Source organism: Croceicoccus mobilis, from assembly GCF_001661965.1.
Classification (GTDB): domain Bacteria; phylum Pseudomonadota; class Alphaproteobacteria; order Sphingomonadales; family Sphingomonadaceae; genus Croceicoccus; species Croceicoccus mobilis.
In genome coordinates, this window is record NZ_LYWZ01000011.1 from 45,446 (window position 1) to 66,219 (window position 20,774).

Sequence of the window (20,774 nt, forward strand, 5' to 3'; positions counted from 1 at the left end):
TCAATAGCCTCCCTTGATGCTGCGTACGCCCTCGGGCGAGCGGCCGCCATCCATCATCATCTGACGGTATTCGGGCCAGCTCATGTCGGTCATGGTGCTGACTGCTTCCGCGAAGGGGAGGCCGTCGGTGGAAAAGATCTTCGACAGGAAATAGATGTTGCCGCCAAGTTCGAGCAAGGCGTTGTAATCGCGTCTGCGGATCGCCGCTCGGGCATCGTCGGAAAGCTGCCATTCGGCCAGATAGGCATCCTCGTCGGCCCGGAACCTGTCGCGGTTCTCGGGCTTGATCAGGCTCATCGCGAACTGGTTGATCCAGTATCCGGCCCGCGCGCGCCTGGCGGTGAAAACGCGGGTGCCCGGAATGTCCTCGAGCTCGGCCAGATAGGCGTGGATGTCTGTTTGCGGCGTGGCGGTCACAACCCTCTCTCCTTTAGGATCGCGTCGAGCCGCGGATAGACCTTGCGCGCATTGCCTTCGAAAATCGCGTGGCGCTCTTGCTCGCTGATGTCGAGCGCATCGACATAGCGCTTGGTGTCGTCGAAATAGTGGCCAGTCTGCGGGTCGATCCCGCGCACCGCGCCGACCATTTCGCTGCCGAACAGGATGTTCTTGTTCGCGATCACGTCGGCCAGCAGGTCGATGCCCGGCTGGTGATAGACGCAGGTGTCGAAAAACACGTTGTTCATCAGGTGCTGTTCGATGTCAGGCTGCTTGAGCATGTCGGCAAGGCCCCGATAGCGGCCCCAGTGATAGGGCACCGCGCCACCGCCGTGGGGGATGATCAGCTTGAGGTCCGGAAAGCGGCTGAACAGGTCGCCCTGCAGCAGCTGCATGAAGGCGACCGTGTCCGCCGCCAGATAATAGCCCCCGGTCGCGTGCATCGCCGGATTGCAGCTGCCCGATACGTGGATCATCGCGGGCACCTGAAGCTCGCACATCGCCTCATAGATCGGGAACCAGTATTCGTCGGTCAGCGGTGGGTGCTGGAAATGGCCGCCGCCCGGATCGGGATTGAGGTTGCAGACCACGAAACCCAGTTCCTCGACGCAGCGGCGCAACTCGCGTACGCTTTCCGACAGATCCGATTTTGGGCTCTGCGGCAGCATGCAGCCGCCGATGAAGGTGTCCGGGAACAGCTGGGTGACGCGATAAATCAGGTCGTTGCAGCGCCGCGCCCACTGGGTAGCCACCGCCTGGTCGCCGACATGCGGGGCCATGGCGCTGGCGCGCGGGCTGAAGATCGTGAAGTCCGCGCCGCGTTCCTTTACCAGCTTGAGCTGGTTCTCCTCGATCGTCCGGCGGATTTCGTCGTCGGAGATTTCGGGGTAGGGCGGGCACACGGTCCCGGCCTTGTAAGCAGCCTTCTGTGCCTCGCGCCATTCGTCGTGCGCTTTGGGCAGCACGGTGTAGTGGCCGTGGCAATCGATGATCAGGCTCATGGACTCAGAGCTCCCCCTTGAATTCACGGGACTGGATAATGGCGGACAGCTTCGCGGCTAGAGCGGGTGGCGGTTCCAGCCCCAGCTCGCCCAGGCCTTGCTGCCATTGCGCAGTCCCGTAGGTCACGAGCGGCGCGATACCGAGGTCGCGCGCCATTTTGCCTGCTTCGTGCATTTCTGCCGCGCGCCTGCGGCCATGAACGAGCATCCGGTCGAGATTGTAGTCGACCCGCTCGGCCCAGCTGAGCGCCTTTTCGCTCGCGTCGAGCGACGCCAGCACTTGGTCAAGAACCCCGGCCTTGGTTGCGGTGATCGCCATCTCGGCACAGATCGCCTCGATCCCCTTGACCGCGATCGAGCGGCACAACTTGATCGTGCTGGCCATTCCGATCTGATCGCCAACCACACGGATGTTCGCAAAGCCAATGCGTTTGAGATGGACCTGCGCCTCCATCGCCGCAGGTCCTGCGAGCAATATCGGCACCGCAAGGGCGGCAGGTTGGACCGGGGCGAGGATGGCCGCATCGACATAGCGCGCGCCCGCCGCCTCGACCGCGTGAGCCACGCGCTGTTTGGTCGAGGGCGCAAGCGAGTTCATGTCGCACCAGATCGCGCCCGGGGCAAGGTGCGGGGCGGCGCTTTCGGCTGCGCAGACGGCCTGGTCGGCGGTGACGAGCGAGAGCACCAGTGAACTGCCGCGAACCGCTTCGCCCGCGTCGCGAGCGGCTTCGAGCCCGGCGGCGCGGATCGCCTTGCCGCGCTCCAGATCGATGTCGAAGGCACGGACAGGCGTCGCCCAGCCGCCCGCGGCGGCAAATGTCGATGCCGCTTCGCCGAAGCCGATGAGAGTATGCGCGGGTGCCATGGTCGCGACTGTCGCGGATGCGGCGTTCGCGGCCCAATGAATAACGTGGCCGGGGAATAAGGTTTTACGAAGTATCTTGCGCTTCTCCGGCGAGAATCGACAGCATGGTGCCCTGGGCCGGGGTGGGCCGCCAGTCGCGCCTTGTGGTGATGCCGATCGTTCTTTCGATAGGGTGCGGCGGCGCGGCGTAGGCGATCAGCCCGGCCTCGATCTCGACGCGCAGTTGGTCGGGCGATAGCAGGCTCAGCATATCTGTTTCGAGCAGGAGTTCGCGGATGGTAAGGACCGATCCGCACTCGATCGCGACATCGGGGACTGTGTACCTGGCCGCTGTCATCATCGCGCGCCAGTATTCGCGCAGCGGCGTATCGGCAGAAGGGAGAATCCACGGGTGTGCGCCCAAATCTACCGCGGGGAAGTCGTCGCCGCGCGCCAGGGGGTGCCCACTGCGCATGACGATTTGCGGGCGGTCGAGGAAAGCGGGCGACTGGACCAGGTCGGGTATCTGCGCCTCGGGCCTGAGCGCGCCGAGCAGCAGGTCGATCTCGCCATCGCGCAAGGGGCCGACCAACTCGGTATAACTGCCTTCGATCACGGCGATGGCGATCCCCGGGCGCGCTTGCGCGAAGGCCAGGATAGCGCGCGGCAGCCAACGCGCCCGCGACAGCGGCATGGCGCCGATGACGATCCGTCCGCCCTCCTTGCCGCGCCATTCCGCGACCTCGGCAAAGCCGCTGCGCAGTTCGGCCATGGCCAGCCCGAAGCTGCGCGCCCGCGCCTCGCCCTTCCGGGTCAGCGAGACGCGCCTCCCGCGCCGTTCAACCAGCCGCTCGCCCAGCGCCAGCGAGAGATCCGCGATCGCCCGGTGGACAGACGCGGTGGCCAAGCCGAGATGCTCGGCCGCCTCGGCGTAGCTGCCCTTGCGCGCAAGCGCGAGGAAGGCGCGGATCTGGGTCGATGTGACTCGTGGCGAGCCGATCAGCGCCATCGCGTGTTCGGCTCGCGGGGCCAGCAGCAGCGCCGCCTGCGTCGGGCGCATTCCGCCCGGTTCGCGGTCGAACAGGCGGCAATCGAGGCGATGTTCTAGGTGCGCGATGGCCTGGGTCAGCGCTGGCTGGGTCAAGGCGATGGCATCGGCGGCTGCGGTCACCTTGCCGTGCCGCACGGTCGCGGCGAAGGCGGCCAAGTGCCGGACATTGGGAAGATCGATGTTCATGAGAGTCATTTAGCAAAAAATTATGGGAAGCGACAGCTTCGCATTGGCGCGCCGCGGGGCGCGCGTACATGTGCGAAACGGCAAAGGAGACGATGATGGCAGTCGTGGTGCAGAATATCGAGCGGGCCGATCCCGCCGTGATCGACGCGCTGGCAGCCTGCGGGGTCGCCACAGTCCACGAGGCGCAGGAGCGCAAGGGGCTGCTCGCCAGCTACATGCGGCCCATCTATGCCGGGGCACGGATCGCCGGCAGCGCGGTGACGATCAGCGCACCCCCCGGCGACAACTGGATGGTCCATGTCGCGATCGAGCAGCTGAAGGCAGGCGACATCCTGCTGCTAGCCCCCACGTCCCCTTGTGAAGACGGCTATTTCGGCGACCTGCTTGCCACCAGTGCGATGGCGCGCGGGTGCCGCGGGCTTGTGATCGACGCAGGGGTGCGCGACGTGCGCGACCTGACCGAAATGGGATTTCCGGTGTGGTCAAAGGCGATATTCGCGCAAGGGACGGTCAAGAACACGCTCGGCAGCGTCAACGTGCCGGTGGTCTGCGCCGGCGCCCATGTCGAACCGGGCGATGTGATCGTGGCCGATGACGACGGGGTCTGCGTGGTCAGGCGCGCGGAGGCCGCCGAGGTGCTGGGAAGGGCGCGCGCTCGCGAGGCCAACGAGGCGTCGAAGCGCGATAGGCTCGCCTCGGGCGAACTGGGTCTCGACATGTACAAGATGCGCGAGCGGTTGGCGGCCGAAGGGCTGAAGTACGTCTGATGCCGTCGTCTACCCCGGTCATGTGGATGCGCGGCGGCACGTCGAAGGGCGGCTATTTCCTAGCCCGAGACCTGCCCGCTGACAAAGCCGCGCGCGACGCGTTCCTGCTGCGCGTCATGGGCAGCCCCGACCCGCGCCAGATCGACGGCATGGGCGGGGCCGATCCGCTGACCAGCAAGGTCGCGGTAGTGCGCAAATCCGATCGGGAGGGAATCGATGTCGACTACCTCTTCCTGCAGGTCTTCGTCGATCAGGCGCTAGTGTCCGATCAGCAGAACTGTGGCAATATCCTAGCAGGGGTCGGCCCCTTTGCGATCGAGCGCGGCCTCGTCGCGGTTAGCGGCGAGGAAACCCGGGTCGCGATTTACATGGAAAACACCGGGCAGGTCGCGATCGAAACCGTGCGGACCCCTGGCGGGCGCGTCACCTACGAGGGCGATGCCCGGATCGACGGTGTGCCGGGAAGCCACGCGCCGATCTCGGTCGAATTTCGCGACACCGCCGGTTCCAGCTGCGGCGCGCTGCTGCCCACCGGCAAGCCGGTCGATCTCGTAGAGGGAGTAGATTGCACACTGATCGACAACGGGATGCCCTGCGTCGTTTTCCGGGCCGAAGATGTCGGGGCGACCGGCTACGAGAGCCGCGAGGAACTGGAGAGCGAGGGCTTCGCGCCGGTCCGCGAAAAGATCGAAGCGATCCGGCTTGCGGCCGGGCCGCTGATGAATTTGGGCGACGTGACCGACAAGACCGTGCCCAAGATGACTCTCGTCGCCCCGCCGAGGAATGGCGGCGCCGTGACCACACGGGTCTTCATTCCCCACCGCGCGCATGCATCGATCGGGGTTTTGGGTGCGGTGACCGCCGCGACGGCGTGCCTGGTCGAAGGATCGCCAGCCCACGCCGTGGCCCAAATTCCCGAGGGTACGCGCAAGACGCTGAGCGTCGAGCATCCGTCGGGCGAGATGAGCTGCGTGCTCGAAACCGACGCGCAGGGTGAGGTCGTCAGCGCCGCGCTGCTGCGCACCGCGCGCAAGCTGATGGATGGAACTGTCTATGTCTGACCGCATCACCAGCTGGCACACGAACCCGAGCAAGCCGCGCTTTGTCCCGCCTCCGGGCGCGGTGGATGCGCATTGCCATGTCTTCGGGCCGATGGCGCGCTTTCCCTTCAGCCCCAAGGCAAAGTACCTGCCCGCCGACGCCGGACCGGAGATGCTGTTCGCCCTACGCGATCATTTGGGCTTTGCCCGCAACGTCATCGTCCAGGCGAGCTGTCATGGCACGGACAATGGGGCGACGCTCGACGGAATTGCGAAATCCTGTGGCAAGGCGCGGGGTGTCGCTGTGGTCGATCCCGCGATTACCGATGCCGACCTCGTGTCGCTGCACGAAGGCGGCATCCGCGGCGTGCGCTTCAATTTCCTGAAACGGCTTGTCGACAACGCTCCCAAGGACAGGTTCCTCGAAGTTGCCGGGAGGCTTCCCGAAGGCTGGCACGTGGTGATCTATTTCGAGGCCGATATCCTTGCCGAACTGCGCCCCTTCATCGACGCAATTCCCGTGCCCGTTGTTGTCGACCACATGGGCCGGCCCGACGTTAGCCAGGGGCCGGACGGACCGGATATGCGCGCCTTCCGCGCGCTTCTCGACAGCCGCGAGGACATCTGGTTCAAGCCGACTTGTCCCGACCGGCTCGATGCGTTGAAGGAAGGCGGGATGGGCGATCCGTGGGACAATTTCGCGCGCGCGGTCGCTCCGCTGATCGCCGATTATCCCGATCGCTGCATCTGGGGGACCGATTGGCCGCATCCCAATATGGACGACGAGATCCCCGACGACGGGCATCTTACCGACATGATTCCCCGCATAGCGCCGACAATGGAGTTGCAGCGCAAGCTGCTGGTCGTCAATCCGATGCGGCTCTACTGGCCCGAGGAGCTTTGAACCGCTGCATTCGCCAAGCTCTCACGTCTTTAAGTGAAGCCTTCTCGGTGACATCAGTTCCGATTGCCAGGAAATCTGACATCCCGGGGCATTGTTGCGCGGCACAGGCGCCCGAATTCAACTTCTACGCCGAAGCGCATCATCGCCCGTCGGTGTGCTTCGGTCAGGCCGCGTTGCGCGGCGAAGTGCTGTGGCGCCACGATTTTTCGAAGAACTGGCCGGGAGGTCCGCGGGTTGATGATCGGCGTGTTATCGAGCTTTGTTCCGCTGAAGTCCGGTTGGCGCCAGTGCGGCTTCCCGGCCGATGTCGGGCCTTCCAAGGGAATATGCAATTGTTTCAACCACTGTTCGCGGCGGAACATTTGGACTAGTTGTTTGATCCCACGGTTTGATGGTGTGATCCTTGAGGTGGTGCCGGTTTTCTGGACAGGATGCTAAGCTAATCCCGACCTGATGGATTGGTACGGGAATGAAGACGACGAGGAAGCGCTACAGCGCAGATTTCAAGGCCAAGGTGGCGTTGGAAGCGATCCGCGGCGACCTGACGCTGGCGGGGCTGGCAGCCAAGCACGGCGTGCACCACACGATGATCGCATCGTGGAAACGGCAGGCCATCGACGGGATGGCGAGCACGTGCTCCGGCGGCGGCGATGCGGCCAAGGCCGTCAGCGAGAGCGAGGTGGAGAAGCTGCCGTTCGTCCTATTACTACTACGCCCCGGTGCCGGAGACGGACGAGACGCTGGCGCTGATGACGGTGATCGACGAGACCTTCATGGAATGCCCATGGTACGGCAGCCGCCAAATGGCGCGGCACCTTCGGCGAGCGGGCCACGCAGTCGGTCGCCGCCGGGTGCGGCGGCTGATGGCGAAGATGGGCCTGACGCCGATCTACCAGCGACCACGGACGAGCGATCCGCACCCGCAGCACCGGGTCTATCCGTATCTGCTGCGTGGGGCTGCGATCGAGCGGCCCAACCATGTCTGGTGCGCCGACGTGACCTATAGTGCGCCTCGTCCCGGATGGTCCGGGGTGCATATGACTGGAATGCAAAGGAGCAAGGAGGAATTGAACGAATGCCTTGCCCTCTGCTGTGAGGGGGCATGAGCCCAAGCGGCGGTGACCTGCTGTCAACTGGCAGGGTGACGTAGCCCGCAGGTAAAGGGGATTGAGGCGAAGCCGTTACGCCGAGATGGTCCCCGAGGCTGTAGCGCTGGAAGGTTGAGGAACACGAACCGGTTAATCCGCATCCGAGGGCTGAAATGTCGCCTTCGCCTACACGGCTTAACAGGCGGAATGCTGATGATGGCACCGGAGACGTATGTCGGCGACATCCGAATGTGGCCGGAAATGTAGCCCGTCCGCATGGAGCCATGGAGAGAATGCAGCCAGGCCATGGCATCGGCATCGACTTGCGGGACGCAAGGACAAGGACTGCGACCGGCAGCCTCCCCAGCGCGCGAAAGTCCAGCATATGAACGAGGGAAGGGATGATGGAATGCCAAGGGAGTTGGCCCCGATGTCCACCGTGCTGGCGGAGTCCCCGTAGTAGTCCGCGACAGGGAAAGCCTGTCACATGGCGAAGGGGGACAGTTCAATCAGCTTGAAGTGCAAACTACCTGACCAAACGAGGTGAAGACCTTTGATAATCAGCGAAATGCAGCACAAGCTCGCGATGTAGGCCGAGAGCGACCAGAACCGCAAGTTCGATCGCCTTCTCCGGCTCATTGCCGATCGGGCGTGGCTTGCCGAGGCGGCTCGGATCGTGCTGGCGTCGAGTGGCGCCAATACGCCGGGCATCGACGGAATGGACAAGCGACGGATGCAGGCCGTACTGGCAGAACAGCTGGCTAGTCTGCGAACGGACTTGCTGACGGGGAGTTATCACCCGCAGCCGGTCAGGCGAATCTATATCCCGAAAGCCAATGGCAAGAAACGACCACTTGGTATCCCGACCCTGAAAGACCGCATCGTCCAGCGCGCGATGCTGATGGCCATGGAGCCGATCTGGGAAAGCGACTTCCATCGCCTCTCCTACGGCTTCAGGCCGGAACGCAGCGTGCATCACGCTGTCCGGACCGTGAAGATACAGTTGCAGGATAGTGGTGCCGGAGCGCGGGGCCACTGGATCATCGAAGGTGATCTGGCGAGCTACTTCGATACGGTCCACCACCGGCTTCTGCTTCGCTGCGTTCGGCGGCGAATCCGGGATGATCGGTTTGTTGATCTGCTCTGGCGATTCCTGAAGGCGGGCCACATCGACCGTGGCCTGTTCGTCGCCTCAAGCGAAGGTGTACCGCAAGGCGGCGTGTTGTCGCCGCTCCTGTCCAACATCATGCTCCATGAGTTTGATGCGTGGCTGGAGGCGAAATACCTGAGCGACAAGGCGCGAAAGGATCGCTGGGCATGGAACTTCGGCATCCAGCAGGGGCGCCCCATCACGGTTCGCGAGAACCGGCAATGGAAACCTGCTGTCGCCTACTGCCGTTACGCCGATGACTTCGTTGTCATCGTCAAGGGCACCAAGGCACATGCCGAGGCCATCCGCGAGGAATGCCGGGCCTTTCTCGAAGACGACCTGAAGCTGACGTTGAATATGGACAAGAGCCATATCACCCACGTCGACGACGGGTTCGTGTTCCTCGGGCACCGGATTATCCGCAGGCGGGGACCGAGCGGACGCATGTCCGTGGTCTCAACGATACCCAAGGAGAAGGCCAAGACCTTCGCTCGCCGATTGGTCGAGGCACTCTCCGGCAATCTTGAGGTTGCCGCGGTGGACATGATCGACGGTCTGAACCGCCAGCTGGCGGGATGGGCTGCGTTTTACAGGTTCACCGACTTCACGGCGCGCACATTCCGGCGCATCGACACCGTCGTGTTCTGGAAAATGGCGCACTGGTTGGCGCAGAAGTACCGGTCCCGTATCAAGCCTTTGATGCGTAAATGGTACCGCATACCGGAAACCGGCCAATCGAAGACGTGGCTGGTCTACGGTCGAAGCAATCAGGGCAATGCCGTCGGCAAGGCGCTGCGACGACTGGTCACAAGCCAGAAGATGCAGTTCCGGTGGCGGAATCCGGAGCGAAATCCCTACATCTATCGGGACGAGCTCCGAAACACCGTCACCTCCCGCTATCGTGATGTCGCCATGGCCTTGGGCCAAGGTTGAATAGAGAGCCGTATGCGCTGAAAGGTGCACGTACGGTTCGGGGAGGGGAAGCGCTTATGCGCTTCCTACTCCACTCCCCATGCGCCGGAGCTTCCTCTACCTGATGGCGATCATGGACTGGGCGACCCGCAAGGTGCTCGCCTGGCGGCTGTCGAACACGATGGACGCCGGCTTCTGCGTTGCGGCGTTGGAGGAGGCGCTGGCCCGGTTCGGCAAGCCGGAGCCACCGGCCAGCGCAGCTAAATCTTCAACACGGACCAGGGCAGCCAGTTCTCAAGCTTCGCCTTCACCAGCCTGCTGCGCGACGCCGAGGTCCGGATCGGCATGGACGGTCGGGGCCGGTGGATGGACAATGTCTTCATCGAACGCCTCTGGCGATCCCTGAAGTACGAATGCGTCTATCTCCATGCCTTCGAGACCGGATCGGAGCTGCGGGCTGGCCTTGGCCGGGAGAACCCCGGTCGAGGCCTATCGGCGGATCGGGCAATCAGATCATGGGGGGCATGCCCCCCATGATCTGATGATCAAACAGGCGGCATAAACGACAACCGGGATTAGCTTAACTCAGCCGCCAAACTGTCCAAGAAGGCGAGACCACCTCAGAGCGCTATTACGCCATGCTGGACGACACTCCAATGGCTGCATAGTTTAAACCGAATGGCCTCCGGCAATCCCGGGGCGGTTCAACAGCCTGGCTGGCGCCCGACGCAAGCTGGCTGTCTGGCGCTACGACTACAACAATGTCCGGCCGCGCTCATCCCTGGGGAACCAAACACCTGGACAAGCGCGTCGGGCGTTCCTGCATGATGGAAGCGTCACACCCGACGCGCTTGTGCCGGTGGAGCAGCACGAATATCAAACCAGCAGACTCTCGTTATGCCCGCAGGACCAGCGGGGGGCAGGTCACAACCGCCGTGGCTCTAATCAGAACTGGATGAAAGTCCCGTGGCAGGTCATAGGCAATGTGAGTCTAAGTCCTGCGTGAGACCGCTGCTGGTGAGCGCCGGGCTGGAGGACTTGGCGCAATTGCAGGCGTCAAGGCCAGAGGGGCAAGGGTCGGATCTGCACGGATTGCCCTGCGATCGCGCAGAAGGCTCGAAGGGGACAAGTCGATGGGGGGAAACAGGCAGATTCTGGTGGTGAGCCGTCCAAGCGGTGTGCCCGGCCCAGAGCATTTCGCGATCGTCGATGGAAAGCTGCCGGAATTGCTGGATGGGCAAGTCCTCATACGAAATCAGTATCTTTCGGTCGAACCGGCCATGCGGGGGTGGCTTTCCGACAAGGGAAACTACACCGAGCAGATCCCGTTGGGCTCGGTCATGCGATCTCTCGCCGTCGGGCGGGTGAAGGATAGCCGTTCGCCAGACTACAGACCCGGCGATGTCGTGACCGGCTGGTTCGGATGGCAGGAATTCGCGGCGGTTTCTCCAGGCGCCATTATCCGCAAGTGCAAGGAAGTCGACCTGCCGCCGTCCCTTGCCCTGGGGGTTCTGGGCCTGAACGGCGTTACCGCGCTGCTGGGCCTCGAAAAGGTCGGGCGGCCGCACCCCGGAGACACGGTTGTGGTGTCGTCCGCAGCGGGGGCGGTCGGCTCCGCAGTCGGGCAAATCGCCAGGCGCATGGGCTGCCGCACGGTCGGCATTGCCGGCGGCCCGGAAAAGGTTGCCATTTGCATAGAAGAGTTCGGATACGACGCCGCAGTCGATTATCGGTCCGCCGGTTTCCGCAACGCCCTCGCCCAGGCATGCCCGCGCGGCGTCAACGTCTATTTCGACAACACCGCCGGCCCCATCAGCGACGAAGTTCATGGCCTTCTGGCATTGAATTCCCGCGTAGTGGTCTGCGGCACGGCTTCCATCGAAGCCTGGGACCCTGCCCCGACGGGGCCGCGCCTGGAGCGCAATATACTGGTAAAACGCGCATCGGTGACCGGCTTTATCGTGCTGGATTACCTGGACGAATTTGAGTCAGCCAGCCAGCGGCTTGCCGAATTCGTGCGCGACCGTTCCCTGGTTTACAGGGAAGAAATCATGGGCGGGATGGAATGCTGCCTGACTTCGATTGAAGATCTCTACGCGGGCCGGAATATGGGGAAGCGGATCATCCGATTGCATTGACGGATGAAAGTGGCCGAGTCCGCGGCTCACCCGTGGGGCCGCAAGATATGATTGGCACATCGTAAAGCTTAAAAACATTCTGACCCGCTCATCCTGAGGAGCCGTTGAACTTGTCGTGTCCCACGGGGGGTGTAGGAAGGTTTCCCTGAGTGGGTGGCCACCGTCGATCTTCTGGTAGGGTTCGGATGCGAACTCGAACCTGGAGAAGAAGACGATGACCGATGACAGAATGGCCCTTGTCGAGCTCATTAGGCAAGGGGCTGATAGCGATTTGGTGCGCGAGATGCTGGCGTTTGCCGCCGAGCGCATGATGGATCTGGAGATCGAGGCGAGAACGGGTGCTGCCGCTGGCAGTCGCAACCCGGCTACCGCGAACGGGGCTGGGACACCTGCGCTGGTTGGATTGAACTGGCGATTCCCAAGCTGCGCAAGGGTAGTTACTTCCCGAGCTTTCTGGAACTGCGCCGGACGGCGGACAAGGCGCTGGCGGCGGTAATCCAGGAAGCTTACGTCCACGGGGTGTCGACCCGTTCGGTCGATGATCTGGTCAAGGCCATGGGTGCCAGCGGCGTATCGAAGAGCCAGGTGCGCCGCCTGGTTGCCGAGATCGACGAGAGGGTGAGCGCGTTCCTGACGCGCCCGATTGAAGGCCAGTGGCCCTACCTGTGGATCGACGCCACCTACTTCAAGGTGCGCGAGGGCGGACGCATCGTCTTCGACGGCGGCGATAATCGCCGTTGGCGTCAACACCGATGGCCGGCGCGAAGTGCTGGGCGTAGCCACCGGCCCTTCGGAGGCAGAACCGTTCTGGAAAGCCTTCCTGCGGTCGTTGGCGGATCGCGGCTCGGACGGCGTGTGTGGTCGTGGCGCTCCCGTGACGAACCTGTCCCATATGGCTTCCTTCCATTCCAACGAAAGGATCACACCATCAAACCGTGGGATCAAACACCTAGTGGAAGTTGGTGGATCCCGCCTCCGCTTCCATCCGCACGCTTCCATACGAGTCTACATACCACTACGTTCGATAGACAACGGCCAGGCGCGCGCCGCGTTAGGACATGCGGAAATCTTGCCTGCTACCTAGAAAGCTACCTAGCGCTGGAAGCAAAGCAAAAGCCACTCCTGAGAAGTGACTTAACATATTGATATATAGTGAAAAAATGGTGGACGCACTAGGGCTCGAACCTAGGACCCGCTGATTAAGAGTCAGCTGCTCTACCAACTGAGCTATGCGTCCACATCGCCGCTTTTGCTGACGATTACAGCGTGTTGCCCGGTGGGCACCCCCGCTGTGGAGCGCCCCATATAAAGCCTCTTTTGATTCGCGAAAGGGGGTTTCTGCAGCTTTTGAAAATTTCTTTTCAGGGACGCTTTGTGCCCAAGCGACAATCGGCCCCTATGACGCGAAACTGCCAGGTTCGCGCGTGTCCCAGCGTTCCACCGCCATGATGAGGCCAACGCAGATCATGATGGTCATCATCGACGATCCACCATGGCTCATGAAAGGAAGCGGAATGCCCACGACCGGAGCCAGCCCCATGACCATCATCAGATTGACGGCGGCATAGAAGAATATCGTCGCTGTCAGACCCGCCGCCATCAGACGGGCAAAGCGGTCCTTCGAATTATTCGCGACCTTCAGGCCCCAGCGCAGTAGCAGACCGAAAACAAGCAGCACGAAGAAGCCGCCCAGCATGCCCCATTCCTCTGCCATGGTGGCAAAGACGAAGTCGGTATGCGGTTCTGGCAGATAGTTCAGATGGCTCTGCGAGCCATTCCCGAAGCCCTTGCCGAACAGGCCGCCCGATCCGATCGCGATCTTAGACTGGGTGATATGGTAACCCGCCCCCAGTGGATCGCTTTCGGGATCGAGGAAAGTAAGCACCCGTCGTTGCTGGTAATCGTGAAGCGCAAAGAAGAACGCGGCAGGGATCGCCGCGAGGGCCGCGACACCGCAGCTAACGAACCAAACCATCGGAAGCCCAGCCAGGAACATGACGATTGCCGCGCCAAAAATGATGGCAAGGCTGGTGCCGAGATCGGGCTGCATCAGCACCAGACCGACCGGCACGCCGATCAACACGCCAGGAACGAGCAGCGAAGAAAACTCCTTTGTCGCGGCCGGGGGCAGCATGTCGTAATAACGGGCAAGTATGATGACGATGCCTGGCTTCATCAGTTCGGAAGGTTGTAGGGTGAGGGGGCCGAGGTTGATCCATCGCTGGCTGCCGCCGCCCACGAAGCCCATCGCCTCCACCGCCATCAAGAGCAGTACCATGGCGATATAGGCCGGTAGAGCCATCATGCGCACGAAGTCGCGCGGCATGCGAGCGATGACCATGGCCATGGCCAAGAACATGAGGAAACGGATGACATGCATCAGCGCCCATGGCTGCAGGCTGCCGCCGGCGGCCGAATAGAGCACGGCCCCGCCGAAACAGACCAGCAGGAACAAGGGGATGATGATGCCCCATGGCTGCTGCGAGATGATCCGGGGCAGGAATTTGCGGTTCATTGGCCCGCCCCCCCGCCATTACCGGTGGCGGCATCGCCTTCGGCAGCGCGCTGCGACTGAGCGGCATTGACCGGGGCAGGGGCGTCGGTTGCCTCGCCGCCGCTTACTGCGTCCTCGATCTCGCTCTTCTTCGGCTTAGGCGCCGACCCGCCATAGGCCTCTTCATAGCTAGCATATTTGCGGGCGAGGCGTTCCTGCGCGGTGCCGCCCCATTCCTCTTCAAAGCGGTGGAGCACGTCCAGCGCCTTTTGCGGGTCGAAGATATAGGTCATGACATCGCGCGCGACCGGATAGGCGGACGACGAGCCCGCACCATGTTCGATAGCAACGGCGCAGGCGTAGCGCGGATTGTCATAGGGCGCGAAGGCGATGAAGTGGCCGTGGTCGCGATATTTCCACGGCACGTCCTTGCCGCCGCGGCCGTAGTTCAGCGACACGACCTGCGCGGTACCGGTCTTGCCCGACATCTCGATCCCGTCGAGTGGCAGGCGCGCGCGCCCAGCCGTGCCGCGCCCGTTAACGACTTCCCACATGGCATGGCGCACGATGTCGAGATGTTCCTGCGGGACGCCGAGCATCGGGGCAGGGCGAGGATCGGCGGTTTTTAGCAGGCGCGGCTGAAGCCGCCTGCCGCTGGCGATGCGCGATACCTGCACGGCCTGCTGCAAAGGGTTCACAAGCATGTAACCCTGACCGATGGTGGCGTTCACCGTATCGAAGGTCTGCCATTCGCGGCCATATTTCTTGAGCTTCCAGGCCGGATCGGGAACCGTGCCATATGACTGGCTGGCAACGGGAAGCGGAAATTTGAAGCCAAGGCCGAGACGGCGCGCCATGGCGGCGATCGGGTCCATGCCGACCCGCTGCGCCATGGCATAGAAATAGACGTCGCAGCTCTGGTAGATCCCCTTGGCCATGTCGGTCGTGCCATGTCCGCCGCGTTTCCAGCAGCGGAATACGCGGTTGCCGACGCGCAGGCCGCCACCGCAAAAGACCGACTCCGCAGGGTCGATCCCTTCCTTGAGCAAGGCGAGCGACACATAGGGCTTAACCGTCGATCCGGGCGGGTACAGGCCCGAGAGCACCTTGTTGCGCAAGGGAACGTGATCGTCCTCGGACAGCATTTTCCATTCGATACGGCCGATGCCGTCGGAAAAACTGTTCGGATCGAAACTGGGCATCGAGGCCATCGCGAGGATGTCCCCGTTTTCCAGGTCCATCACCACCACCGAGCCGGATTCATGCCCCAGGCGCCGCGCGGCATAATCCTGTAGCGGCCCGTCGATGGTCAGCTGGACCGGATCGCCCTGCACATCCTCGCGCATTTCAAGGTCGCGCACGATCTTGCCGCTGGCGGTCACCTCGGCGCGGCGGGCACCAGGTTCGCCGCGCAGTTCCTGTTCGAAATATTTCTCGACCCCGTCCTTGCCGATCTTGAAGCCCGGGGTGATGAGGAGCGGGTTCTTCTCTTCCTCATATTCCTCTGCCGAAACGGTGCCGACATAGCCGAGCAAATGCCCGACGGAAGGGCCGGTCGGGTAATAGCGCGAAAACCCGCGCTGCGGCACGACGCCGGGAAGATCGGGCAAGCGCACGGAGAGTGCGGCGAACTGCTCCCAGTTGACGCCGGTCGATACCTCGATCGGACGGAAACCGCGCACTTCATCCAGCTTGTCGCGAAGATCGGTCACCTGCGCTGGCGACAGTTCCAGCACCTCGCCCAGAACGGCCAAAGTCCGCTCGCGGTCGATCACGCGTTCGGGGATAAGGTCGACGCGGAAATCCGCGCGGTTCGAGGCCAGCGGCACGCCGCGGCGGTCGAGGATCCAGCCCCGGCGCGGCGGAATCAGCGTGAGATCGACGCGGTTCGATTCCGATGCGAGCTGATATTTCTCGTTCTGCTCCACCGCGAGCCAGCCCATGCGGCCGGCAAGCAACAGGCCGATCCCTCCCTGCACGGCACCCAGCAAAAAGGTACGCCGCTCGAAAGCGTTCGACAATTCGCCCGCACTGACCCGCTGCGGCAGGCGAGGGCGGCGGCGTCGCCATCTGAGGGATACCATCAGCCCAGCACCTTCACGCGGGCAAGGCGAAGCAGATCAAGAATGGCGACAAGGCGCGTGAAGAGCGGAAAGGACAACATCGCAAGCAGCAATTGGGGGAGCATCAGCGATGGATACCACACCGAGCCTGCCAACCAGGTGAACACATGCCCAATGGCGAGATAGGCCGCGATGAGAAGGATCGCGATCAGCCAGTCCATCCAGAATGTGCGATCGCGCTGCCAGTTGTCGAGTCCTTCGAGCCCGATCATCGTGATCGACCAGAGGAGCACGCCGCTGCCGAATGGCTGACCCGAAAACAGATCGTCGACCAGCCCCAGCGGCGCGCCCGCCCATATGGGCAGCAGGCCGGGGCGAAACAGCCGCCATGCGACAAGCAGCATATATGAGACCGGTGGCAGTACCGGGGCCGAGGCAATGATCGGGGACAGCGGCACCAGTGACGACAGGGCGATCGAGATCCACGGCACGATCGTCGCGATGATGGGGGAGGGCGCACGGTTCAGGCGCCGCTGGAACATGTCCTGCCCCGGAAGGCGGTCGCCCTTCAGCGGCATGACGGTTCCCCGATGGCGTGGCTGCAATGACCGTCCGCAACGCGCAGGCCGGCGCTCACTGCTCAGGCTCCATGTCGAGCTCTGTCATCGGTTGCCAGATAGGTTCGACCATGACGAAATCGGTCGCCGCCGGGTCCGATATGATCCGCGCCACCGCACCGTCGCGGGTGAGGTTCTCGACTATCGCGACAGGGACATTCGGCCGGTACAGGCCGCCCGAACCGGAGGTGACGAGAAGATCGCCCTTTTCCAATGGGTTGATACCCATTTCTATCAAGCGAACGATCAGCGTGCCATCCGCCTGTCCTTGTGCAAAGCCCGTGACATTGCCCTTGATCCGGCGCACCGGAACCATGCTCTGCCCATCGGTGACAAGCAGGATGCGGGCGGTGCGGCGACCGGTTTCGAGAACGCGCCCCACCAGCCCGGTTGCCGAGCGCACCGGCATGCCCACGAGCACGCCATCCTTACGTCCGGCACCGATCAGGGCGAAACGACGCGTGCTGGCGGGGCTTGATCCGATCAGGCGCGCGCTGGCGACAGGCCGAATGTCCTTTTCACGCAGGGAGAGGAGTTGCTTCAGCCGACGGTTCTCGTCGCTGATCGCCTCCATCTCGGCCAGCTTGGCGCGGGCGAGGTGCAGTTCCTCGGCCAACTCCGCATTCTGGCTGCCCGCGGCGATATAGCCGGAGATGATGTCGATCACCGAACGCCCGGAATTGCGGGTGACGGCCGAGGCTTCCCCTGCGGGACGAACCGCATCGGTCGCGGCGCTGCGCGCAAAGGCGAAGCTGCCGGGGCTGACGAAGGACGCAATCAACAGCACGACACCCAGCAAAACGCCCACGATCGCGAAGACGTAGCTGGTGAAGATCGAGATGTGCGCCCTTTTGGAAAACCCCGGACGCCGCTCGGCGGGCGCCATGACCTGATACTCCCTTCAGCCCATCGGGCCGTTACAATCGAGCGCCCCTTACGCCGTCATCAAAACGCCGCGGAAAACCGGCTCTTCCAATGCGCGGCCCGTGCCCAGCGCGACGCAGGACAGCGGATCTTCGGCCACGGTGACCGGCAGGCCGGTCTCTTCGCGAAGATGTTCGTCGAGCCCCTTGATCAGTGCGCCGCCACCGGTGAGCACGATGCCCTGGTCGACGATATCGGCAGCGAGTTCCGGCGCGGTGTTTTCCAGCGCGATACGAACGGATTCGACAATGGCGCCGATCGGTTCGGACAGGGCCTCGGCGATATTCGCCTGGCTGATCGTGATTTCCTTGGGCACGCCATTGACCAAGTCGCGGCCGCGCAGGTGGATGATCGCGCCTTCGCCGTCTGCCGGCGGGATCGCGACGGCATATTCCTGCTTGATGCGCTCTGCCGTGGATTCGCCGATCAGCAGGTTGTGATGGCGGCGGACATAGGAAACGATGGCTTCGTCCATCTTGTCACCGCCGACGCGCACGCTGGTGGTATAGGCAAGACCGCGCAGCGACAGCACCGCGACTTCGGTCGTGCCGCCGCCGATGTCGACGACCATCGAGCCGACCGGTTCGGTCACCGGCATGTCCGCGCCGATGGCAGCAGCCATGGGTTCAAGGATCAGATAGACCTGGCTCGCGCCGGCATTGCTGGCCGCATCGCGGATTGCGCGGCGTTCGACCGAGGTCGAACCCGAAGGAACGCAGATCACGATTTCCGGGTGACGCAGGACGGAGCGCTTGCCGTGCACCTTCTTGATGAAATATTTGATCATGTGTTCGGCGACTTCGATATCGGCGATGACACCGTCGCGAAGCGGGCGGATCGCCTCGATGCTGTCGGGGGTCTTGCCCATCATCATTTTCGCATCGTCACCGACGGCACGCACGCGCTTGATGCCGTTCTCGGTCTCGATGGCGACGACCGAAGGCTCGTTCAAAACGATGCCGCGCCCTTCCACATAAACCAGCGTATTCGCGGTGCCGAGGTCGATCGCCATGTTCTGCGAACCGAGCTGGAAAAGACGCGAAAAGAAATTTGCCATTTTTGGTATCGTCCCTCGTCGGTGCTGCGCCGCTGTGCCCATACGCCTGTGGCTGACCCTGCGTGTGGGCGGGTGCTGCCCGCTCTCTAGATAGAAATGCCTGTCTGTGCCTAGCCCAAAGCGGGCCACTTTGAAAAATGATTCACCCGGTTATCGCCGCTTTTCCACACCGCTTCGTGGCAACTGACCTCGAAAACCGGGCCACTCGGCGCTAGCGTTTGGAAATGCCTCTTATAAGACGACTTCCCGAAGGATTGGTGAACCGCATCGCCGCTGGCGAGGTGGTGGAGCGTCCGGCCGCCGCTTTGAAGGAAATCGTTGAGAATGCAATCGATGCAGGCGCGCGCGAAATTTCGGTGGTGCTGGCGGGCGGCGGCCTCGAATCGATAGAAGTCACCGACAATGGCTGCGGCATGTCGAGCGAAGAAATGGCTTTGGCTTTGGAGCGCCATGCGACCTCAAAACTTCCAGTCGAACTGGTGGGCGAAGAAGGGGCGATCGAGCAGGTCGTCACTCTCGGCTTCCGCGGCGAGGCATTGCCTTCCATCGCCAGCGTTGCGCGGCTGACCATAGAGAGCCGCCCCGCCGATAGCGCGCAGGGGTGGAAGCGCGTCACCGATCACGGCGAGACGATTGCCGAAGGGCCCGCCGCCTTGCCGCCCGGCACGCGCATCCGGGTGGAGGACGTTTTCGCGCGCGTGCCTGCGCGACGCAAGTTCCTGCGCAGTGCGCGCAGCGAGTATATGGCCTGCCACGATGTCATGCGCCGCCTTGCCATGGCGCGCCCGGAAGTGGGCTTCCGGTTCGAGAATGACGGGCGCCGGATCTTCGCGGTGCAGCCGGAAGAGAGCCTTGAAACCCGCGTATCGCGCCTTGTCGCGCGCGAACTCGCCGATAATGCCGTGTCCATCGATTGCGCGCGCGGGCCGGTCGATGCGCCGATCCGGCTGACAGGGATCGCGGGGCTGCCGACTTACAACCGTGGCGTGGCCGATCACCAGTATCTGTTCGTCAATGGCCGCCCGGTAAAGGACCGGCTGCTGACCGGCGCGGTGCGCGGCGCCTATGCCGATATGCTGGCGCGCGATCGCCACGCGGTGCTGGCGCTGTTTCTTGAGGTTCCGCCAAGCGAGGTCGATGTAAACGTGCACCCGGCCAAGACCGAAGTGCGCTTTCGCGATGCGGCACTGGTCCGTTCGCTGATCGTCGGCGGTCTGCGCGACGCGCTATCGGCAGGCGACCGGCGTTCGGCGCAGCAGCCGTCGGCGCAGGCGATGGCCGCGTGGCAGAGCGAGCCCGTGTCGCCGCCCAGCGCCGACAGCCTGTCGCTGGCATTGCGCGAGCAGAGGTCGATGTTCGCATCGCACCCGCCCGCCATGCCGCGCCATGACAGCCCGGCGCAGACGATGTGGCGCGATATGGAAACGGCGCTGCTCGAACCCTCCGCCCGGGCAGAGGCGGCGGAAGCTACCGCGCCAGATGCCGAGGAATTCCCAATGGGTGCGGCGCGTGGACAAATCGCGGAAACCTATATCGTGGCCGAAGCCGCCGACGGGCTTGTCATCGTCGACCAGCATGCCGCGCATGAGCGACTGACGCTGGAGCGGCTGCGCACAGCGGGCGCGGAAAGCGGCGTGTCGCGGGCGCAGGCGCTGCTGATGCCCGAAGTCGTCGAACTGGACGAGGCGGATGCCGAGCGCATCGAGATCGCGGCGGAAAAACTGGGCGAACTGGGTCTCGCGGTGGAACGTTTCGGACCGGATGCCGTGCTGGTGCGGTCATTGCCTGCCGCTCTTTCTGGCGCGAATTGCCAGAAGCTGCTGCAGGACATCGCAGACGATATTGCCAAGAACGGCGAGGCATTGCTGCTGGGTGAAAAGCTCGATCTCGTCCTTGCCACCATGGCGTGCCACGGATCGGTGAGGGCAGGGCGCCGCCTCTCGGTTGCCGAGATGAACGCGCTTTTGCGTGAGATGGAGCGAACCCCGCGTTCAGGCCAGTGCAACCACGGTCGCCCGACATGGGTGAAGCTGTCGATGGGCGATGTCGAAAAGCTGTTCGGTCGCCATTAGGCGTCGGCACACTCGCATGCGATTCAAA

General features: G+C 63.2%; 17 protein-coding genes, 1 tRNA gene and 4 pseudogenes. 11 read left to right on the plus strand and 11 right to left on the minus strand.

The features are described from left to right. The 4 genes from ligA to A9D13_RS03005 form a co-directional block, all read right to left on the minus strand. Window positions 1-417, minus strand: coding sequence for a protocatechuate 4,5-dioxygenase subunit alpha (gene ligA, locus A9D13_RS02990; RefSeq protein ID WP_066769882.1), 417 nt, complete (start codon window positions 415-417; stop codon window positions 1-3). Further along, on the minus strand, window positions 414-1,439 hold the full coding sequence (locus A9D13_RS02995) for an amidohydrolase family protein (RefSeq protein ID WP_066769884.1): 1,026 nt from the start codon (window positions 1,437-1,439) through the stop codon (window positions 414-416). Before A9D13_RS02995 ends, ligA begins: the two co-directional genes overlap by 4 nt. A gap of 4 nt (window positions 1,440-1,443) precedes the next feature. Further along, entirely contained in the window at window positions 1,444-2,304 is an 861-nt protein-coding gene (locus A9D13_RS03000; protein WP_066769894.1) for an NAD(P)-dependent oxidoreductase, read from the minus strand. Between the two features lie 64 nt (window positions 2,305-2,368). Then, entirely contained in the window at window positions 2,369-3,520 is a 1,152-nt protein-coding gene (locus A9D13_RS03005; protein WP_066769896.1) for a LysR family transcriptional regulator, read from the minus strand. 92 nt (window positions 3,521-3,612) lie between these two features. On the opposite strand from A9D13_RS03005, the gene ligK reads away from it, so the two are divergent. From ligK to A9D13_RS03020, 3 genes are read left to right on the plus strand one after another with little or no spacing between them, the layout of a single operon-like run. After that, entirely contained in the window at window positions 3,613-4,287 is a 675-nt protein-coding gene (gene ligK, locus A9D13_RS03010; RefSeq protein ID WP_066770420.1) for a 4-carboxy-4-hydroxy-2-oxoadipate aldolase/oxaloacetate decarboxylase, read from the plus strand. Further along, the gene (locus A9D13_RS03015; protein WP_066769898.1) at window positions 4,287-5,348 is read left to right on the plus strand and encodes a 4-oxalomesaconate tautomerase; all 1,062 of its coding nucleotides are present in this window, start codon (window positions 4,287-4,289) and stop codon (window positions 5,346-5,348) included. The genes ligK and A9D13_RS03015 overlap by 1 nt, the downstream gene beginning before the upstream one ends. Next, complete coding sequence (locus A9D13_RS03020; protein WP_066769904.1) at window positions 5,341-6,231, plus strand: amidohydrolase family protein; 891 nt, start codon at window positions 5,341-5,343, stop codon at window positions 6,229-6,231. The genes A9D13_RS03015 and A9D13_RS03020 overlap by 8 nt, the downstream gene beginning before the upstream one ends. A gap of 53 nt (window positions 6,232-6,284) precedes the next feature. Here A9D13_RS03020 and A9D13_RS20395 read toward each other — a convergent pair whose 3' ends face one another. Next, entirely contained in the window at window positions 6,285-6,593 is a 309-nt protein-coding gene (locus A9D13_RS20395; protein WP_156521899.1) for a hypothetical protein, read from the minus strand. 107 nt (window positions 6,594-6,700) lie between these two features. Between A9D13_RS20395 and A9D13_RS03025 the strand changes: the two are divergent. The 7 genes and pseudogenes from A9D13_RS03025 to A9D13_RS21405 all read left to right on the plus strand — a co-directional run. Next, window positions 6,701-7,256 (plus strand): annotated as a pseudogene (locus A9D13_RS03025) (IS3 family transposase); the annotation flags it as partial. Window positions 7,257-7,956: 700 nt separating this feature from the next. Then, a complete protein-coding gene (ltrA, locus tag A9D13_RS03030) occupies window positions 7,957-9,402 on the plus strand; it encodes a group II intron reverse transcriptase/maturase (RefSeq protein WP_268235851.1) in 1,446 nt (481 codons plus the stop codon). Window positions 9,403-9,469: 67 nt separating this feature from the next. After that, a pseudogene (locus tag A9D13_RS20000) lies at window positions 9,470-9,852 on the plus strand (transposase); the annotation flags it as partial. A gap of 232 nt (window positions 9,853-10,084) precedes the next feature. Continuing rightward, window positions 10,085-10,279, plus strand: a pseudogene (locus tag A9D13_RS21395) (integrase core domain-containing protein); the annotation flags it as partial. A gap of 235 nt (window positions 10,280-10,514) precedes the next feature. Further along, window positions 10,515-11,519, plus strand: a complete 1,005-nt coding sequence (locus tag A9D13_RS03035; protein WP_066769906.1) for an NADP-dependent oxidoreductase — start codon at window positions 10,515-10,517, stop codon at window positions 11,517-11,519. A 390-nt stretch (window positions 11,520-11,909) separates the two neighbouring features. Continuing rightward, window positions 11,910-12,158: pseudogene (locus A9D13_RS21400) on the plus strand (transposase); the annotation flags it as partial. Window positions 12,159-12,162: 4 nt separating this feature from the next. Further along, window positions 12,163-12,603, plus strand: a complete 441-nt coding sequence (locus A9D13_RS21405; protein ID WP_373288764.1) for a transposase — start codon at window positions 12,163-12,165, stop codon at window positions 12,601-12,603. A gap of 77 nt (window positions 12,604-12,680) precedes the next feature. Here A9D13_RS21405 and A9D13_RS03040 read toward each other — a convergent pair. The 6 genes from A9D13_RS03040 to A9D13_RS03065 all read right to left on the minus strand — a co-directional run bounded on the left by A9D13_RS03040 (window position 12,681) and on the right by A9D13_RS03065 (window position 18,674). Continuing rightward, window positions 12,681-12,756: transfer RNA gene (locus A9D13_RS03040), tRNA-Lys, on the minus strand. 159 nt (window positions 12,757-12,915) lie between these two features. Further along, window positions 12,916-14,034: a rod shape-determining protein RodA gene (gene rodA / locus A9D13_RS03045; RefSeq protein WP_066769909.1), complete on the minus strand. Its 1,119-nt coding sequence runs from the start codon at window positions 14,032-14,034 to the stop codon at window positions 12,916-12,918. Next, window positions 14,031-16,097: a penicillin-binding protein 2 gene (gene mrdA, locus A9D13_RS03050; protein ID WP_082922057.1), complete on the minus strand. Its 2,067-nt coding sequence runs from the start codon at window positions 16,095-16,097 to the stop codon at window positions 14,031-14,033. Before mrdA ends, rodA begins: the two co-directional genes overlap by 4 nt. Then, entirely contained in the window at window positions 16,097-16,654 is a 558-nt protein-coding gene (locus A9D13_RS03055) for a rod shape-determining protein MreD (protein ID WP_066769918.1), read from the minus strand. The genes mrdA and A9D13_RS03055 overlap by 1 nt, the downstream gene beginning before the upstream one ends. Window positions 16,655-16,709: 55 nt before the next feature. Beyond that, window positions 16,710-17,579 carry a rod shape-determining protein MreC gene (locus tag A9D13_RS03060; protein WP_066769920.1) on the minus strand — a complete coding sequence of 290 codons (870 nt, stop codon included), beginning with the start codon at window positions 17,577-17,579 and terminating at the stop codon, window positions 16,710-16,712. Window positions 17,580-17,627: 48 nt separating this feature from the next. Beyond that, window positions 17,628-18,674: a rod shape-determining protein gene (locus A9D13_RS03065; RefSeq protein ID WP_066769924.1), complete on the minus strand. Its 1,047-nt coding sequence runs from the start codon at window positions 18,672-18,674 to the stop codon at window positions 17,628-17,630. Between the two features lie 224 nt (window positions 18,675-18,898). Between A9D13_RS03065 and mutL the strand changes: the two genes are divergently transcribed. Further along, window positions 18,899-20,746 (plus strand): DNA mismatch repair endonuclease MutL, encoded by a 1,848-nt coding sequence (gene mutL, locus A9D13_RS03070; RefSeq protein WP_066769930.1) that lies wholly within the window; start codon window positions 18,899-18,901, stop codon window positions 20,744-20,746. The last annotated feature ends 28 nt before the right edge of the window (window positions 20,747-20,774 follow it).

Bases quoted from the DNA above. Each gene is read 5' to 3' on its own strand.
- A9D13_RS03020 (WP_066769904.1), top strand. From the start codon at position 5,341: ATGTCTGACCGCATCACCAGCTGGCACACGAACCCGAGCAAGCCGCGC.
- A9D13_RS03000 (WP_066769894.1), bottom strand. From the start codon at position 2,304: ATGGCACCCGCGCATACTCTCATCGGCTTCGGCGAAGCGGCATCGACA.
- rodA (WP_066769909.1), bottom strand. From the start codon at position 14,034: ATGAACCGCAAATTCCTGCCCCGGATCATCTCGCAGCAGCCATGGGGC.
- A9D13_RS03060 (WP_066769920.1), bottom strand. From the start codon at position 17,579: ATGGCGCCCGCCGAGCGGCGTCCGGGGTTTTCCAAAAGGGCGCACATC.
- A9D13_RS20395 (WP_156521899.1), bottom strand. From the start codon at position 6,593: ATGTTCCGCCGCGAACAGTGGTTGAAACAATTGCATATTCCCTTGGAA.
- A9D13_RS02995 (WP_066769884.1), bottom strand. From the start codon at position 1,439: ATGAGCCTGATCATCGATTGCCACGGCCACTACACCGTGCTGCCCAAA.
- A9D13_RS03055 (WP_066769918.1), bottom strand. From the start codon at position 16,654: ATGCCGCTGAAGGGCGACCGCCTTCCGGGGCAGGACATGTTCCAGCGG.
- mutL (WP_066769930.1), top strand. From the start codon at position 18,899: ATGCCTCTTATAAGACGACTTCCCGAAGGATTGGTGAACCGCATCGCC.
- A9D13_RS03005 (WP_066769896.1), bottom strand. From the start codon at position 3,520: ATGAACATCGATCTTCCCAATGTCCGGCACTTGGCCGCCTTCGCCGCG.
- A9D13_RS03035 (WP_066769906.1), top strand. From the start codon at position 10,515: ATGGGGGGAAACAGGCAGATTCTGGTGGTGAGCCGTCCAAGCGGTGTG.
- mrdA (WP_082922057.1), bottom strand. From the start codon at position 16,097: ATGGTATCCCTCAGATGGCGACGCCGCCGCCCTCGCCTGCCGCAGCGG.
- ligK (WP_066770420.1), top strand. From the start codon at position 3,613: ATGATGGCAGTCGTGGTGCAGAATATCGAGCGGGCCGATCCCGCCGTG.
- A9D13_RS03015 (WP_066769898.1), top strand. From the start codon at position 4,287: ATGCCGTCGTCTACCCCGGTCATGTGGATGCGCGGCGGCACGTCGAAG.
- A9D13_RS03065 (WP_066769924.1), bottom strand. From the start codon at position 18,674: ATGGCAAATTTCTTTTCGCGTCTTTTCCAGCTCGGTTCGCAGAACATG.